Here is a 16,383-nt window from a genome sequence, read left to right as displayed (position 1 = left end):
ACGGCAGTCCAGGGGCGGGCTATCATGTGTCCATCTCTCCCTTGCCTGGATACCTTCCATGTCACTCTCTTCCGCAGCTGTCCCCGCCAGGGGTTGGTCGTTCTGGTGGAAACCGGCCCTGTTCGTCCTGGTCGCCTGTATCGGCCTCTATTACGTCAAGTGGTCGCCCTACTACCTGAAAGCCTTCATCGCCGCTGACAACCACAGCATCGGTGCCTCCATCCTCAATGACGAACAGACCGCCCCGCTGGCCGCCGCCCTGACGTACGCCAAGGTGTATTTCCTGGCGATCTGGAAAGCGGCGGTACTGGCGGTGATTCTCGGTTCCCTCCTGCAAGTGCTGATTCCAAGAGACTGGCTGCTGCGGCTTTTCGGTCGCGCCAGCTTCGCTTCGACTTTGCGCGGCGGCCTGTTCGCCCTGCCGGGGATGATGTGCTCGTGCTGCGCCGCCCCGGTGGCCGCCAGCATGCGTCGCTCGAATGTCTCGGTCGGTGCGGCGCTGGCCTTCTGGATTGGCAACCCGGTGCTCAACCCGGCGACGTTGGTGTTCATGGGGTTCGTGCTGGGCTGGGGGTTCACGGCGTTGCGCCTGGTCGCGGGGATTGTGCTGGTGTTCGGGGTGTCGATGGTCGCTCAGCGTATCTCCGGTCCGGAAACCTTGCCTGAAGCCGCCGTCGAGGCGGTGGTCGAAGTCAGTGAAAAGGAGACCCAACCGTTCCTGACGCGCTGGGCCAAAACCCTGTGGCAATTGTTCTGGAGCACCATCCCGATCTACATCCTGGCGGTTCTGGTGCTGGGCGCGGTGCGGGTCTGGGTGTTTCCGCATATTGACGGGGCCATGGCCAACGGCTTGCTGTGGCTGGTGCCGCTGGCGATCATCGGTACGCTGTTTGTGATTCCTACCGCCGCGGAAATCCCGATCGTGCAAACCATGATGACCCTGGGCATGGGCACAGCCCCAGCCGTGGCGTTGCTGATGACCCTGCCGAGTATCAGCCTGCCGTCGCTGCTGATGCTGCGCAAGGATTTCAATACTCGGGTGCTGGTGAGCGTGGCGCTGATGACCATGGGGGTTGGTGTGGTGAGTGGGTTGGTCGGGGCTGCTCTTCTCTAAGATTTGTAGCGACTGCAAGGGCCGCTTCGCGGGCAAGCCCGCGAAAGGGCCCGCCAGGACCACCTCACCCTCGCTGACTGACCCGCGACCGCAGGTATTCAAGGACCGCATCCTTCTCCCCGGCAAACTCAATCCGCGCCCCTTTCTTCTCCCGCTGAAACGCATACATCGGGTCGTAATACTCGCGAAGCAGCCCTTCGATCCATCCCCGGTGCAAGCCCACCGCACCGCTTCGGCCCTGCTCCGCCAAGGCTTCTTCCATCAAGATCAGCATCCGCCGATGGCGCTCACCACCCAGACGCTTCTGAACGTTGTTCAGGCTTTCCAGCAAGCGCTCGGAAAACCGCGCAAACCCTTCCTCGCCATGTACACCAATGAATTCGGCACACAGGTCCACCACGTAGTCGCGCAGAATCCTCTCGACACGCCCTTCAAGGCTGTCTTCCAGCCAGACCATCGGAAACTGCTGCATGCCCTGATACAGCGGCAACGGCAAGGCGCAACTGCCGACTGCACGGCTCTCGTCTTCCAGTACAAACTGCTCGATGCCGTGGGCGCGTTTCTTCAGTACATCCACTGCCATACGGTTTTCAAAATCGATGTTGGTCGGTTGCCCCGTCGCGTGTTTGCCAAAGCTGGAACCGCGATGATTGGCATGGCCTTCAAGGTCGATTCCGTTGTTCAACTGCGTAAGCACTTCGGTCTTGCCGGTGCCGGTCATGCCTCCCAGCAGGACAAAATCGCACTGGGTAACCGCTTGATCGAGCGTGTCGAGCAAGAACGTGCGCATGGCCTTGTAGCCGCCACCGACCCGGGGATAATCAATGCCGGCCTCGTCCTTGAGCCATTGCTGGACGATCTGCGAACGCAAACCGCCGCGAAAACAATACAAATAACCCTCGGGGTGCGCCCGGGCGAAATCGGCCCAGGCCTGGATGCGCTCAGCCTTGATGTCGCCGGACACCAGTTGATGCCCCAGCGTAATGGCCGCCTGCTGACCTTGCTGCTTGTAGCAGGTGCCGATGCGCTGGCGCTCGCTGTCATTCATCAGCGGCAGGTTGACCACGCCGGGGAATGAACCCTTGGCAAACTCCACCGGCGCACGGGCATCCATCATCGGCCGGTCGTTGAGAAAAATGTCGCGGTAATCGGTGAAGTCGATCGACATCAAAACACCTCAACCGCGTGTGTCTGTCGCTCAACCAGTTCACCGATCGGTTCAAGGGTCAGGCCCAACTCGGCCGCCACCGAGAGGAACCGTTCATTGCCCTCGGGCGTGACCGCAATCAGCAAACCACCACTGGTCTGCGGATCGCACAGCACGCGTTTGTGCAGCTCCTGAAGCCGTCCCAGTTTGCTGGCGTAGCTGTCGAAGTTGCGCAGCGTTCCGCCCGGCACGCAGCCTTGGTCGAGGTAGTACTCGACACCCGGCAGGCGCGGCACGCGGTTGTATTCGATGCGGGCGGTCAGGTGGCTGCCGTCGGCCATTTCCACCAGATGCCCCAGCAGACCAAACCCGGTGACGTCAGTCATCGCGGTCACGCCATCGAGCTTGCCGAAACGGCTGCCGGGTTTGTTCAGGGTGCACATCCAGTCGCGGGCCAGGCCAATGTCGGCAGTGCGCAACTTGCCTTTCTTCTCGGCGGTGGTGAGGATGCCGATGCCCAGCGGCTTGGTCAGATAGAGCAGGCAACCGGCCGTGGCTGTGTCATTGCGCTTCATGTGGCGCTTTTCCACCAGCCCGGTTACCGCCAGGCCGAAGATCGGCTCCGGCGCATCGATCGAGTGCCCACCCGCCAGAGGAATCCCGGCCTCATCGCAGACCGAACGTCCGCCGCGAATCACTTCCCGGGCAACTTCCGGCGCCAGCACATTGACCGGCCAGCCGAGGATCGCAATCGCCATCAGCGGATCGCCGCCCATGGCGTAGATATCACTGATGGCGTTGGTGGCAGCGATACGGCCGAAATCGAACGGGTCGTCGACGATGGGCATAAAGAAGTCTGTGGTCGAGACCACGCCGCGCTCTTCATCAATGGCGTACACCGCCGCGTCATCGCGAGAAGCATTGCCGACCCAGAGTTTCGGGTCCAGGTTCTGCGCCCCGCTACCGGCCAGAATCACCTCCAGCACCTGAGGGGAAATCTTGCAGCCACAACCTGCGCCGTGGCTGTATTGGGTCAGACGAATCGGCTCGCTCATGGGGTGCACCTTATGGGGTCAATGCGGCCGATTCTAGCAGAGGACCTTGATGTCGACTGAGAAGGCCTCTTCGCGAGCAGGCTCGCGATGGGGCCGGCACATCCAACATCAATGTCGGTTATGGCAACAGAATCACTTTGTCACCGCTGCCTTGGTTCACTTGCGCATACCGCTCCAGACCTTCCGACAACGGTGATTCAAACAAACCCTCGGGCAACGGCAACAAATCCTGATCGAAGAACCGGCCAAACTGATCAAGCATCGCCGCGCACGCTTGAACCCCGTACAGCAACGAGTTGATCCCCACCACCGAGCCACCCTTGCGATACAGCGCCAGTGCCGGCAGTTGCACCATGCCGTCCACCGGCGCGGCGATGATCGCGATGCGGCCAAAGGTTGCCAGTGCCGGGACCGAGGCCGGCAGCCAAAACCCGGTGGTGTCGAAGATCACGTCAGCGCCGCCGGCATACACAGCGTTCACCTGAGCGCCCAAGTCTTCCGGCTTGTCCAGCTGCAACGCCTGATAGCCCTGAGCCTGCAACTCCTTGACCTGCTCCGGTCGCCGCGCCGCCGCCAGCACCTGAGCACCGCGTACCTTGGCCAGCGCCAACGCCGCACTGCCAACCGCCCCGCCGCCGATCACCAACAGTCGCGTTTGCGCTGTCACCAGGCTGCGCTCCAATGCGTCCCACGCCGTGGTGTAGGGCACACCGAGGCTGGCGGCCTGGGCAAAACTCAGATGGGTCGGTTTGAGCGCCACGCCATTGGCCGGCAATTTGACGAATTGCGCATGGGAGCCGTCGGCAAAGAACCCCAGCTCACGCCCCGTGCCCCAGACTTCCTGGCCGATCAACGCCCGCGGGCCCTCAACCACGACACCGGCAAAATCCCGACCGGGGATCCGTGGCAACGTGGTGTAGGGAAAACGTCCCAGCACGTTCTTCACATCGCTGGGGTTGAGGCCGGCGGCCTTGATCTGCACCAGCACTTCATCGGCGCCGGCAACAGGGGTGGGCACGTCAACGTAGCGCAAGGCCGAGAGGTCGCCGGTTTGGTCGAACTGCAATGCTTTCATGAGCGTTTCCAATGAATAAATAAACGGTTCAAGAGATCCAGCCAGCCACCAGTTGCCGGCCCATAGGCCACAACTGTTCGCCGGCCAGCATGCCGAGCAGCCCAACCAGCGCGATGGCCGGTGGTGCGGGGGAACGAAAATCCAGTGCGCCGTAGAGCAAACCGACGCACAGACCGATGACCAGCGAGATGAGGTAGCTCATGGCGGACTCCGTGGGCATTTAAGGTAGGCCCAGAGTCTAGTGGGAGGTCGCGCCGGGCATCGGCCAAGTGCTTCTGCTTTTCGGCCAAGCCGTCATTCAGCTTTGGGACGGGCTCGCGGCGAACTGCGAAGGCGCGACGCCCAGCTCTCGGCGAAACATGTCACTGAAGCTGCTCGGCGAATAGCCCAGCTCGCGAGCGATCGTGCTGACCGGCGCACCCTGAATCAGCTCGGCCACCGCCGTCGCGAGTTGCACCTGTCGCCGCCACTCGGCGAAGCCCATGCCCAGACCGTCCTTGAACAACCGCGCCAGGGTGCGCACGCTGGCACCGGCGTTTTCCGCGTGTTGTTCGAAGGGAATGTCCAGTGATGGCGCGGCCATGACTGCCTGACACAGGTTCATCAGGCGTCGGTCGGAATCATCCGGCAACGGGATTTTTAACAGAGAGCGCCTGGCTCTTCTAAGCTCCAACAGTGCCAGACCGACCAGCGCTTCGTAATACTCGGGTGCGCCGTCATCGCCCTGCGCCACCAACCCGATAATCAATTCTCGCAGCAAGCCGCCGACTTCGATGACCTGGACCGTGTCGTCCAGCGTCGCCGCAAGGGAGGGCTTCAGGTAGATGTTGCGCATCTGCAAGTCCGAGACCACGCGAATCCCATGCGGTACGCCCGGTGGCAGCCACACCGCCCGTTGCGGCGGCACCACCAGCGCCTCATGGGGCGTTTCGACCCACATCACCCCGCTCATCGCATACAGCAACTGACCCCAGACATGCTCGTGCGGTTCGATAAACAGACCGCGCGGATAGGTGCGCGCCAGCGGTTGCACGGGCACATCGGTGTCGCTCAGGTCGGGAGGCGCGGCAAGGGCCATTGGGCAGCAATCATTGAGGTTTTCAGGACTTGCATGGTAACCAGCCGAACGCCTTGTCGCCACTGGCCGCCACTGCCTGAAAATCAGAGTGAATTTTTCGCGACCCCAACGATCCTTCTATTACCACAGGGAGGAATACGGGCTTTATGAACAGCGCAAAACTTTTCGTCATTGAATACACCCTTCATGGCGCCCCCAAGTCATTCATCATCCGCCTGGAAAAGATGGACAACGCACAAGCGTGGCATTGGGCGAGTTGCGATGCCGGCGTGGGGAGGATTCCCCGATTCGGCCGGGAAAAGGTGCAAAAGACCAGCAAACCGATGGCGGAGAAATTCGGGGTCGAGAACGTGACCTGGCGACCAGCAAGCTAAAGATGCAGCGCATAAAAACCCTGTGGCGAGGGAGCTTGCTCCCTCGCCACAAGATCAGGTTTTAGCACTACTTCTCGTGAGCACACTTGCAGCCCTTGCTGGAGCATTCCTCGCCGTGTTCATGGTGCTTGGCGCAGGCTTCGCAGCAATAGTGTTTGCCGTGGCGCGCGATGGGATGCTCGCCCAGTTTGCACGAGCATTTTGGGCAATCGCAGATACTGTCACTGCTGATCATGAGTCGGACTCCATGGGTGTGGTCGTCGGGGTGCCGCGAACGCGGCCCGTCTTACCAGTGTAGGAGTTTGTTTCAAGCCTGCCGGGTGCTGCTGCGATACATAAACACCAACGCCAACCCCAGGCACACCATCGCCACGATCCGGTTGTTCGACAAGTCGATGGCCGGATTGCCCAGCCAGCCGAAATTGTCGATCAGCATGCCCATGCCCAGTTGCCCGACGATCACGGCGACGGTCGCCACCGCCGTCCCGACCCTTGGCACCGCGCCGACCATGACCATCATGTACACCACGCCGAACAGCGCGCCACTGAGCTGCCATTTCGGCACGTCCAGCAAGCTCATGGTCTGTGCCGGCTCGAAAAACAGGATCAGCAGCCCGGTGACCACCGCCCCCACCACGAAGGTCAGCAAACTGCTGCGCAACACACCGACCGTTTCGCCCAGACGGCCATTGATCGCTGCCTGCACACTCAACACCGCACCGGCCGCGACAATTACGGCCAACAAAATAATCAGATTCATCTTCAACCCCGAGCAATCAGAACAAGCGCCACGACAATCAGCAGCAAGGCCAGCCAACGTTCACCGTTGACCTTTTTGCGGCTGGTGCCGAACCAGCCGAAGTGGTCGATCAAAACGCTTTTGCCGACCTGCCCGCACAGGATCGCGATCATAGTCATCGCAATACCGATGTGCGGCGTGGCCAGGGTCAGCACCACCACATAGATCGGCCCGAGAAACCCGCCGATCAACTGCCAGCGCGGCAACGTGTTCAACGCCGGGCCTTGGTGCGGGCCGCTGAACAACAGCAGCAAAAACAGAATCGCCGAGCCGACCCCGAAGATGCTCAACGTCGCCCACAAATGCCCGACTTGCCCCCCGAGCGGCCCGAGCAAACCGGCCTCCACGGAAAGGCCCATGCCGGCCAGGATCACCAGCGGCAACAGCAACAGCCGCAGGGTTGGTTTGGTCGCGGGTGTGACCGCGAAGTCGGTTGAAGAAGCTTGCATAAGGAAGACCTACTCGTAATCAGTTGAGGTGTGAATCCTTGTAGGAGCCGGGCTTGCCCGCGATGGCGGTGTATCAGACGCTGAAGATGTCGACTGGCAGACCGTCATCGCGGGCAAGTCGGATCGCCGCACCGCCGGCTCCTACAGGTTTAGCGATGCTCTACAGGCATCTGGCTGCAGAAAGGCAACACATTATCGACTGGCGATGCTTTGCGATAAATGGGAGCATCCTGACAACACTTTTGCGCAACTCGCACAACAGGAACAATCATGCACGGCCTCAATGAACTCGGATTCAAGGCACTTCGGCTGTTTGTCGCCGTGCTCGACCACGGCAGCTTTTCCGAAGTGGCACGGCGCGAAGGTCTGGCACCCTCTTCGATTTCACGACAGATCCAGTTGATGGAACAGGCCCTGAGCCAGCAATTGCTCTACCGCCACACCCGCGCCGTCACGCCCACCGAAGCCGGGCGCATGCTCGGCCATCATGCGCGACTGGTGCTGGTGCAACTGGAGGAAGCCGAGCAAGCCTTGCAGGAGCAGCAAAGTGAACCCAGCGGACTGGTGCGAATCAACGCCCCGGTGGTGTTCGGCCAACGGCACCTGACACCGTGGCTGGGGCGACTGTGCGAGCGGTATCCGAAGCTGCAACTGGATATCCAGCAAACCGACCATTACATCGACCCGCTACAAGAAGGCGCCGACCTGCTGTTTCGCATCGGCCCGCTGCACGACTCCAGCATGCAGGCGCGAATCCTAGCGCCGCATCGGTTTCAAGTCGCCGCCAGCCCGGCCTACCTCGAACGCCACGGCACGCCGCAACGTCCTGAAGACCTGGCGGCACATCAATGCCTGGCCTACAAAGGCGCAACCGGTCAGCAACGCTGGTTTTTCCGCAAGGATCAGCAGGGCTGGACGCCCTACTCGGTCAAAGGGCCAATCACCGGCAACCACGCCGATACCTTGGTGCAAGCGGCGGAGCAAGGTTTGGGGCTAGTGATGTTTCCTTCGTGGCTGATCGGTGAAGCGGTGCGCGAAGGCACGCTGGTGCCGGTGCTGGGGGACTTTCAAGTATCCAACAGCCTTGAGCCGCAGCAGATTGCGGTGTTGTGGCCGGGCAGCCGACGGTTGTCGGTGAAGGTGAGGACGGTGATTGATTTCTTTGTTGAATGCTTTGGGGCTGTGCCGTATTGGGACAGACCGTAGCGACCTGCCCTGCACGGGATGCAATTACTCCGGCATTGAACGAATGATATCGGCCAGATCATCCTTGCTGATTTCGTTGGCCTTTACGGCTGCAGCGACATCTTCCTTGGATAGAGGAAAGCGCTTAAAAATTTCTTTCAACGTGTCTGCATCGACATTCGACACCCAAAGCGGATCGATAAAAGACCCACCATATTCCGGCTTCATAGGCACTTCTTCGTGGGCTATAGCGCCCTTGTGATTTAAATAAACCACATAACGGTCATGTCCTTCGGGAAAGCTTTTGTCGTGATACAGCGTAGTGCCGAGGGGTAGCACGTAGTAATTTTCATCACCGCTTGGCCCTTCGATGAGAAGAGGCTCTTTCGTTTTAATCATTTTCATGTCTTGAACCCTCAGTACATTATTAAATACTACAAACGCTAATACAGCCGCATTGACGAGCGCCAATACAGCCACCCAAAAGAAAATGCATTTACTTGTAAACGTTCTTTTTGTCATAACGTGCCCCGGTATTCCCTTCGAGCATAGCCTGCAAGTCTGCCGGCATAAAAATACCGTCCCGAGTTGACTTTTGAGTGCGGGCCGCCTGCCTTTCCACCCAAGAAAGTCCTCTCATTTCATTATATTCAGAAGGATTCTGCACACTTGCTTCTCCTGAAACTTTCGCACCCTCAATAGTCACCGTCGTGCAGTTATTTGTAGTCGGATGATAATTCCCAGGCAAAACGAAACGTTCAGTGGTCGTCGTCTTTTTTCTTAGTTCTTTCTTTTGAGCAACGACCCCGTCGAAGTGAGAAATGACGGCTTCAGCCTTGTCCTTATCCAAGTAATAAACAAAACCCGTAGTCGTCCGTCCCAAGCTGTTCTCTCCGGAAATGTACGCCTTGAAAGACGTCCAGACATTCAGTACACCTTCACCCTCACTATCAAAAGTGCCCCAGGTTTTCCCGTAACGTCCGAAGTCGTACGTGATGTCCTTACTCCCCACAACGACATGTAAAAGCAGCATGTCCGAAAAGATGCTCCTCTGTATCGCGCGTGTACGGACCACCGACCAAAATCTCCATGTAAGCACCCGACACCACCAATTGATTGGTCTTGGTAGTTTTACCTGGTGCTCCCGTATTTTTTGCTGCCTCTGTTGTGCCGGATGTTTTTGTAGGCTGAACCATTAAAGACGTTCCGTATCTTCAAGTTTTGGAAATTTTATGCTGCAACTTCCCCTGGGTACGTTTGCAACATGCACAAACCCGTTTCCATCAAGAACACCCGTAACCACGGCACCATCAGGAAGTGTTAGCACAAACTCTTCATTGGCAATCGGCTCTTCTCTGTCATTGAGCAGTTGAAACTCAACATACTTTTTTCTTTCAGAAATTGAGAAAAGAAGCTACTGGCACCACTGGCACCAGCGTTGCCAACAAATGTATCGGGGGAGCCGGCTGTGATCGTGGCTCCGCATGCCGTTTCCGACCCAACATGTGCCACTTCTTTTCCAAGGCCGAAAACGTGGGGAGCACCCGTCGTTATGGGATTGCTACCGTGTAGGGGGCATGAGTAGGTGTCGCCTACCAAGGCGATAGGTAGGGAATTAACAAAAATAGGGCTTGATCCGGTGGTAATTGTTCCGCCGTGACTGCCTGGATCTCCAAGTCGCGCTACTGGCTTTCCTGCCATGAGTTCTCTCCTTTGAACATCGAGAAGCGCGAATAGTACATGATCCTGATCCAGGATTTCGCGCCGCTATCGGTTCCGGAAAATACCGACAAGCAAAGCGGCTGTTTCCGACCTGCCTCCGGTTGACGACCCTCCCCTCTCTCCCTATCCTCGCGGCTGTCACGACTCATTCGTGGCCGGGTTTGACGGCTCGGTAATTCCAAGCGCGCATAGTTCTCCAACTTGCTCGTGCACTTGTGCCCGACGCAAAGTTCAATGGTGACTGTGTGCGGGGCACTTTCGAGTGCGCCGGGTACTTGGACCGGTCCGTCAACCTGCACACAGTTGCCACCTATTCGTTTGACGGCGATGCAGTGGTGATCTCTGACTTCCAAGAGGTTCCACCCATGACCAACGCAACTACAAACTCCACCCCTTTCGCCCCCTGCGATCACGTAGACCACCACCTGTTCGCCGTTCAACCCGGCATCCCGCTACTCGACGCCCTCGAACACGCCTCGGTCTACCTCAGTTGCGCAGAAGCTCTCGCCCATCAAGCACCTACCGCCACCCGGCCGGAACATGGCGCGTCGCTACGCTGGGCCAGCCAGCAAATGCTCGGCACCGCACGCTCATTGGTTCAAGCCTCCATCGACGGCATGCACGCGGCAAAATCAGGCGGTGATGCATGAACCCGCATATGCCGATTGCCAACAACGAGAGTGATGTTCCGGTTTTACTTGTTTCCACTCAGGCACCGCTGGATGTCTTGCACAGCAATGCCGCCTCACGATTTCTGACTGTGACGCCGATGATGGAAAGCTTGGCGAGTCTGGACATAACCCGGGCAAAAGGGGCTGATGTGCAGCAATTGGCGAAGGCTGCGGCGATGTTGTTGCGCGATGGTTGTGATGTGATGGATGTGTTGGGACGACAGATTCGGGCTGCGGTGGTTTAGCCCAGGGCAAGCTCACTCCCACCCGCATTTGAAAGCATTCACCTGTGGGAGCGAGCCTGCTCGCGAAAGCGGTATTTCATTCAACATCGATGTTGAACATGACGGCCTCTTCGCGAGCAGGCTCGCTCCCACAGGTTTTGCGTGGCGTCAGATACGGAACTGGCCGACCAGTTTGCCGAGGCGCTGGCCGAGGTCTGCCAGGCTGCGCGACGTCTGGGCGCCGAGTTGGGTTTCATCCGCCACATTGTCCACGGCCACCGCAATATGATGCACGCTGCGGTTGATCTCTTTGGCCACTGCCGTTTGCTCTTCCGCAGCGCTCGCGATTTGCGCATTCATCGAATTGATGGTGCCGATCAGCTGGGCCATGGTGTCCAGCGAGGCGCCTGCCTCATTGGCCTGCGCGGACGTGCCGTCACCGGCTTCGCTGGACCGGCGCATGGCTTCCACCGCCGATTGGGTGCCAGCCTGCAAACGGTCGATCATGCTCTGGATTTCCTGGGTGCTGATCTGCGTGCGACTGGCCAGCGCCCGCACTTCATCGGCCACCACCGCAAAACCACGACCCGCCTCACCGGCGCGCGCTGCTTCGATGGCAGCGTTGAGCGCCAACAGGTTGGTCTGATCGGCAATCGAACGGATCACGCCGAGGACGCTGACAATCGATGACACGTCTTTTTGCAGGCTGTCCAGCGACACGCCGCTGCTGCGGATGTCGTCCACCAGTGCATGAATCTTGACGATGCTGCCCGCTACCACGCGCTTGGCTGCCTGACCTTCTTCGTCGGTTTGCTGCGCTGCGACTGCCGCGTTTTGTGCACTTTTCGCCACTTCCTGCGCCGCCGCCGACATCTCGTTGATCGCCGTGGCGACCTGATCGGTTTCGTGGCGTTGACGTTCCATAGCCTGGTCCGAACGCTGGGCCTGATCGGACACCTGGTTCACCAGCCCGGTCAGTTGCGTGGTCATTTCGGTGATCTGGCGCACCAGGCTGTGGATCTTATCGACAAAGCGGTTGAACGAGCCGGCCAGTTCACCGAGTTCGTCCTGGCTGGTGATGGTCAGGCGACGAGTCAGGTCGCCCTCGCCCGCCGCGATGTCGTCGAGGTTGGCTTTCATCATGTTCAGCGGGCGCAGGATGGTGTTGGCCAGCAGCATGCCGACGGCCGCGATCACCAACAGCACTACCACGGCAATCCCGACGATACTCAGCACCACGCCTTCCATGCGCTCCTGAACCTTGGCTTCCACCAGCGCGACTTGCGCTTCGATGCCGTCGAGGTTGACCGACGTACCCACGGCCATGTCCCACTTCGACAGGTATTCGGTGTAACCGAGTTTAGGCACCAGCACCTGGGTGTTGCCGGGCAGTGGCGAGCTGTATTGCAGGTAGTGAGTCCCGTCCTTGGCGACTTTCACCAGGTCGCGGTTGACGTAGACGCCGTTCGGATCGCGGTTGTCCTTGAAACTCTGGCCCACCCCTTCAAGTCTAAACATACAAGCGAGCTTGCTCGCGATAGCGGTGGCACATCCAACATCCATGTATCAGACAGACCGCCATCGCGGGCAAGCCACGCTCCCACAGGGGTGATGTGGTTACAGAATCATCGCCGCCACCCAGCCAAACGCCAGCAGCGGCAGGTTGTAGTGCAGGAACGTCGGAACCACGGTGTCCCAGATGTGGTGGTGCTGGCCGTCGATGTTCAGACCCGAGGTCGGGCCGAGGGTGGAGTCGGAGGCTGGCGAACCGGCGTCGCCCAAGGCGCCGGCTGTGCCGACGATGCAGACGATGGCCAGCGGGCTGAAACCCAACTGCACGCACAGCGGCACGAAAATCGCCGCCAGGATCGGCACGGTGGAGAACGACGAACCAATGCCCATGGTCACCAGCAAGCCCACCAGCAACATCAACAGTGCGCCGATGCCTTTGCTGTGGTTGATCCACGAGGCCGAGGACTCCACCAGCGTCTGAACCTGACCGGTGGCTTTCATCACTTCGGCAAACCCGGACGCGGCGATCATGATGAAACCGATCATCGCCATCATCTTCATGCCTTCGGTGAACAGGTCGTCGGTTTCACGCCATTTCACAATGCCCGACACCGAGAAAATCAGGAACCCGACCAAGGCACCGATGATCATCGAGTCCAGCAGCAACTGAATAACGAAGGCCGCCACGATGGCCACACCGGCAACCATCAGGCTCAGCGGGTTGTACTGCACCGCGACCTGTTCGACTTGCTCGATTTTTTCCAGGTCGTAGACGCGCTTCTTGCGGTAGCTGAAAAATGCCACCGCCAGGCCGAACACCATGCCCAGCGCCGGGATGCCCATGGCGTGGGTGACGTTGATGCCGCTGATGTCCACGCCGCTTCGAGCGACGTTGGCCAGCAGAATCTCGTTGAGGAAGATGTTGCCAAAACCCACCGGCAGGAACATGTACGGGGTGATCAAACCGAAGGTCATGACGCAGGCAATCAACCGGCGATCCAGTTGCAGCTTGGTCAGCACGTATAAAAGCGGCGGCACCAGCAACGGGATGAACGCGATATGTATCGGCAGAATGTTCTGCGAAGCGATAGCCACCACCCAGAGCAAACCGATCAACAGCCATTTGACTTGACTGCCACCGCTGGCGTGTTGGCGATCAACCATCGCCAAGGCCTTGTCCGCCAAGGCATGGGCCATCCCGGATTTGGCAATTGCCACCGCGAACGCCCCGAGCAAGGCATAAGACAACGCCACCGTTGCCCCACCGCCTAGGCCGCTGTTGAAGGCTTTAAGCGTGGCGTCGATGCCCAGGCCGCCAGTCAGGCCACCCACCAGCGCACCGACAATCAGCGCGATCACTACGTGCACGCGGGACAGGCTGAGGATCAGCATGATGCCGACCGCAGCAATTACAGCATTAATCATCGTTACCTCAAGGCACGCGAAATGAGCTCAGCCGGCAGTCTGCAAAGCGCCGCCAGCGGAGTGGAGAATAGGTTTTATTAGAGGGCGCGCACTGTGCCGCAGAGTGGGCGCGGTGTCAAAGCGCCAGGGACTGGCTGATGTGTAACGGATTGTGAAGTCCTTGCTCCCGCTCGGCTGCGCAGCAGTCGCAAATCCGGTATAGGCGGTGTGTCTGACAAACCTTGCAGGTTTTGGGGTGCTTCGCCCCCAGCGGGAGCAAGGTCCTCGCCACAACATTGATGGTTTCCAATAGTAATCGGGGATAAAGAAACCGGATTCGCGGCCGTTACAGTGCAGAGTCTCAGATATTTATCGAATAAAGGACGTCTCCATGTCACTCAGACAACTTTCCATTCAATGGAAAATCACCCTGCTGGCCGGGCTTTGCCTGGCGGGCATCGTGACCCTGCTGGTCGGTCTTTCGCTGTACCGCATGGAGCTCAGCTCCGAGATGGTGAAAGCCTCAAGCATGGAGATGCTCACTGAAGCCGCCCAGGCGCGGATCGAATCCCAGGGTGAAAACCAGGCGTTGCTGATTCGTCAGCAGTTCATGGACGCCTATCAATACGGCCATGGCTTTTCGCGTCAGGTGTTGTTCCTGCGTGATCAGGCGGAAAAGCGCTTTCTGGATGCCTTCGACCTGCGTGAAGACCTGACCCGCCAGGTCAAGTCCGCGCTGCAAGCCAACCCGGAACTGCTCGGCCTGTCGCTGGTGTTTGAAGCCAATGCCCTGGACGGCAAGGACGAATTGTTTACCGGCCAGGCGGAACTGGGCAGCAACGACAAGGGCCGTTTCGCCCTGTACTGGTCGCAGGCGACACCGGGCAAGGTCACGTCCATGGCGCTGCCGGAAAGTGACATGGCCGACACCAGCACCGGCCCCAGCGGCGAACCGGCCAACGCCTGGTTCACTTGCCCGCGCACCTCGCTCAAGCCGTGCGTGATCGAACCGTACTTCTACGTGATCGACGGTCAGAACGTGCTGATGACCAGCATCGTGTTCCCGCTGATGGTTAACGGCAAAGTGATCGCCTCGCTGTCGGTAGACATCAACCTCAACAGCCTGCAGGCCATGAGTCAGGGCGCGAGCAAAAAACTCTATGACGGCCAGACCAGTGTCAGCATCCTCAGCCCGGTCGGTCTGCTTGCCGGCTACAGCGCCGACGCCAGCAAACTCAGCCAGCGCCTGGACGCCGTGGACAAAGCCAACGGTGCCGAACTGATCCGTATGCTCGCCAGCAGCAGCAAAACCGAAAGCCTGCACAACGATCACCAGTTGAAAGTGCTGGCGCCGTTCCAGCCGATTCCCGGGGGTAAATCCTGGGGCGTGTTGCTCGACGTGCCGGAAAAAGTCCTGGTCGGCCCGGCCGAGGTATTGAAAAAACAACTCGACGACAGCAACACCGCCGGCACCCTGATCGAGCTCAGCCTCGGCGTACTGGCCGCGTTGATCGGCCTGTTACTGGTGTGGCTCATGGCGCGCAGCGTGACCAGACCGATCCTTGGCGTGGCGCACATGCTGGAAGACATCGCCAGCGGCGAAGGCGACCTGACCCGGCGCCTGGCCTATGACAAAAAGGACGAACTGGGCCAGTTGGCCGGCTGGTTCAACCGCTTCCTCGACAAACTGCAACCGATCATCGCCGAGGTCAAACGCTCGGTGCAGGACGCACGCAACACCGCGGATCAGTCGTCTGCCATCGCCACCCAGACCAGCGCCGGCATGGAGCAGCAATACCGTCAGGTCGATCAGGTCGCCACCGCGTCCCACGAAATGAGCGCCACCGCTCAGGACGTTGCCCGCAGCGCCGCACAAGCGGCTCACGCGGCCAAGGATGCCGATCAGGCGACGCGTCGGGGGCTGACCGTGATCGACCAGACCACCACCAGCATCGACCACCTCGCCGCCGACATGAGCGCGGCCATGGTGCAAGTTGAAGGCCTGGCGGCGAACAGCGAGAAAATCGGTTCGGTGCTGGAAGTGATTCGCGCGATTGCCGATCAAACCAACCTGCTGGCACTCAACGCCGCCATCGAAGCGGCCCGTGCCGGTGAAGCCGGACGTGGTTTTGCCGTGGTCGCCGATGAAGTGCGCAACCTCGCGCGACGTACGCAAGAGTCGGTCGAAGAAACCCGTCTGGTGATCGAGCAATTGCAGAGCGGCACCCAGGACGTGGTCGGTTCGATGAACAACAGCCATCGGCAGGCTCAGGGCAGTGTCGAGCAGGTCAGCCAGGCCGTGACCGCGCTGCGCCAGATCGGCGATGCGGTGACGGTGATCAGCGACATGAACTTGCAGATTGCTTCAGCGGCGGAAGAACAGAGCGCGGTAGCTGAAGAGATCAACAACAACGTGGCGACGATTCGCGACGTGACCGAGTCGTTGTCGGGGCAGGCGAATGAATCGGCGCGGGTGAGCCAGTCGCTGAACAGCCTGGCGAATCAGCAGCAGAGTCTGATGGATCAGTTCCGGGTCTGACCCGGTTATTGCGTCTGCTGAAGATCAAAATGTGG

General features: G+C 59.5%; 18 protein-coding genes and 1 pseudogene. 6 read left to right on the top strand and 13 right to left on the bottom strand.

Annotated elements, in window-relative coordinates; genetic code table 11:
* Positions 1-58 precede the first annotated feature (58 nt).
* A complete protein-coding gene (locus tag ACA048_RS10130; RefSeq protein ID WP_497628986.1) occupies positions 59-1,114 on the top strand; it encodes a permease in 1,056 nt (351 codons plus the stop codon).
* 64 nt (positions 1,115-1,178) lie between these two features.
* Here ACA048_RS10130 and mnmH read toward each other — a convergent pair whose 3' ends face one another.
* The 5 genes from mnmH to ACA048_RS10105 all read right to left on the bottom strand — a co-directional run bounded on the left by mnmH (position 1,179) and on the right by ACA048_RS10105 (position 5,469).
* Positions 1,179-2,282 carry a tRNA 2-selenouridine(34) synthase MnmH gene (mnmH, locus tag ACA048_RS10125; RefSeq protein ID WP_497628985.1) on the bottom strand — a complete coding sequence of 368 codons (1,104 nt, stop codon included), beginning with the start codon at positions 2,280-2,282 and terminating at the stop codon, positions 1,179-1,181.
* Entirely contained in the window at positions 2,282-3,316 is a 1,035-nt protein-coding gene (gene selD / locus ACA048_RS10120) for a selenide, water dikinase SelD (RefSeq protein WP_497628984.1), read from the bottom strand. The genes mnmH and selD overlap by 1 nt, the downstream gene beginning before the upstream one ends.
* Before the next feature lie 118 nt (positions 3,317-3,434).
* Positions 3,435-4,391, bottom strand: a complete 957-nt coding sequence (locus ACA048_RS10115) for a quinone oxidoreductase family protein (protein ID WP_497628983.1) — start codon at positions 4,389-4,391, stop codon at positions 3,435-3,437.
* 28 nt (positions 4,392-4,419) lie between these two features.
* The gene (locus tag ACA048_RS10110) at positions 4,420-4,593 is read right to left on the bottom strand and encodes a DUF1427 family protein (protein ID WP_497628982.1); all 174 of its coding nucleotides are present in this window, start codon (positions 4,591-4,593) and stop codon (positions 4,420-4,422) included.
* Positions 4,594-4,689: 96 nt separating this feature from the next.
* The gene (locus ACA048_RS10105; RefSeq protein WP_497628981.1) at positions 4,690-5,469 is read right to left on the bottom strand and encodes an AraC family transcriptional regulator; all 780 of its coding nucleotides are present in this window, start codon (positions 5,467-5,469) and stop codon (positions 4,690-4,692) included.
* Between the two features lie 146 nt (positions 5,470-5,615).
* Between ACA048_RS10105 and ACA048_RS10100 the strand changes: the two genes are divergently transcribed.
* A complete protein-coding gene (locus ACA048_RS10100) occupies positions 5,616-5,843 on the top strand; it encodes a DUF6555 family protein (RefSeq protein WP_497628980.1) in 228 nt (75 codons plus the stop codon).
* Between the two features lie 67 nt (positions 5,844-5,910).
* Here ACA048_RS10100 and ACA048_RS10095 read toward each other — a convergent pair whose 3' ends face one another.
* The 3 genes from ACA048_RS10095 to ACA048_RS10085 all read right to left on the bottom strand — a co-directional run bounded on the left by ACA048_RS10095 (position 5,911) and on the right by ACA048_RS10085 (position 7,091).
* Positions 5,911-6,078 carry a metallothionein gene (locus tag ACA048_RS10095; protein ID WP_081744005.1) on the bottom strand — a complete coding sequence of 56 codons (168 nt, stop codon included), beginning with the start codon at positions 6,076-6,078 and terminating at the stop codon, positions 5,911-5,913.
* A gap of 72 nt (positions 6,079-6,150) precedes the next feature.
* Positions 6,151-6,603 carry a DMT family transporter gene (locus tag ACA048_RS10090; protein ID WP_497628979.1) on the bottom strand — a complete coding sequence of 151 codons (453 nt, stop codon included), beginning with the start codon at positions 6,601-6,603 and terminating at the stop codon, positions 6,151-6,153.
* Positions 6,604-6,605: 2 nt separating this feature from the next.
* Positions 6,606-7,091 (bottom strand): DMT family transporter, encoded by a 486-nt coding sequence (locus ACA048_RS10085; protein WP_497628978.1) that lies wholly within the window; start codon positions 7,089-7,091, stop codon positions 6,606-6,608.
* A 270-nt stretch (positions 7,092-7,361) separates the two neighbouring features.
* Here ACA048_RS10085 and ACA048_RS10080 point away from each other — a divergent pair, with 270 nt between their 5' ends.
* On the top strand, positions 7,362-8,297 hold the full coding sequence (locus ACA048_RS10080) for a LysR family transcriptional regulator (RefSeq protein ID WP_497628977.1): 936 nt from the start codon (positions 7,362-7,364) through the stop codon (positions 8,295-8,297).
* Between the two features lie 24 nt (positions 8,298-8,321).
* Here ACA048_RS10080 and ACA048_RS10075 read toward each other — a convergent pair whose 3' ends face one another.
* From ACA048_RS10075 to ACA048_RS10065, 3 genes are all read right to left on the bottom strand, one after another.
* Positions 8,322-8,681, bottom strand: coding sequence for a hypothetical protein (locus tag ACA048_RS10075; RefSeq protein ID WP_497628976.1), 360 nt, complete (start codon positions 8,679-8,681; stop codon positions 8,322-8,324).
* A gap of 91 nt (positions 8,682-8,772) precedes the next feature.
* Entirely contained in the window at positions 8,773-9,309 is a 537-nt protein-coding gene (locus tag ACA048_RS10070; RefSeq protein WP_497628975.1) for a hypothetical protein, read from the bottom strand.
* Positions 9,310-9,596: 287 nt separating this feature from the next.
* Positions 9,597-9,977: a PAAR domain-containing protein gene (locus ACA048_RS10065; RefSeq protein WP_497628974.1), complete on the bottom strand. Its 381-nt coding sequence runs from the start codon at positions 9,975-9,977 to the stop codon at positions 9,597-9,599.
* Positions 9,978-10,363: 386 nt separating this feature from the next.
* On the opposite strand from ACA048_RS10065, the gene ACA048_RS10060 reads away from it, so the two are divergent.
* The gene (locus tag ACA048_RS10060; protein ID WP_497628973.1) at positions 10,364-10,648 is read left to right on the top strand and encodes a DUF3077 domain-containing protein; all 285 of its coding nucleotides are present in this window, start codon (positions 10,364-10,366) and stop codon (positions 10,646-10,648) included.
* Positions 10,649-10,656: 8 nt separating this feature from the next.
* Positions 10,657-10,914, top strand: a complete 258-nt coding sequence (locus ACA048_RS10055; RefSeq protein ID WP_497628972.1) for a short-chain dehydrogenase — start codon at positions 10,657-10,659, stop codon at positions 10,912-10,914.
* Between the two features lie 147 nt (positions 10,915-11,061).
* Here ACA048_RS10055 and ACA048_RS10050 read toward each other — a convergent pair.
* Both ACA048_RS10050 and ACA048_RS10045 read right to left on the bottom strand, forming a co-directional pair.
* Positions 11,062-12,393, bottom strand: a pseudogene (locus ACA048_RS10050) (methyl-accepting chemotaxis protein); the annotation flags it as partial.
* 117 nt (positions 12,394-12,510) lie between these two features.
* Complete coding sequence (locus ACA048_RS10045) at positions 12,511-13,827, bottom strand: Na+/H+ antiporter family protein (protein ID WP_497629837.1); 1,317 nt, start codon at positions 13,825-13,827, stop codon at positions 12,511-12,513.
* Between the two features lie 373 nt (positions 13,828-14,200).
* Between ACA048_RS10045 and ACA048_RS10040 the strand changes: the two genes are divergently transcribed.
* Positions 14,201-16,348 carry a methyl-accepting chemotaxis protein gene (locus ACA048_RS10040; RefSeq protein ID WP_497628971.1) on the top strand — a complete coding sequence of 716 codons (2,148 nt, stop codon included), beginning with the start codon at positions 14,201-14,203 and terminating at the stop codon, positions 16,346-16,348.
* The last annotated feature ends 35 nt before the right edge of the window (positions 16,349-16,383 follow it).

The organism is Pseudomonas sp. LBUM1659, from assembly GCF_059716045.1.
This window is presented reverse-complemented; position numbering and strand designations above follow the sequence as displayed.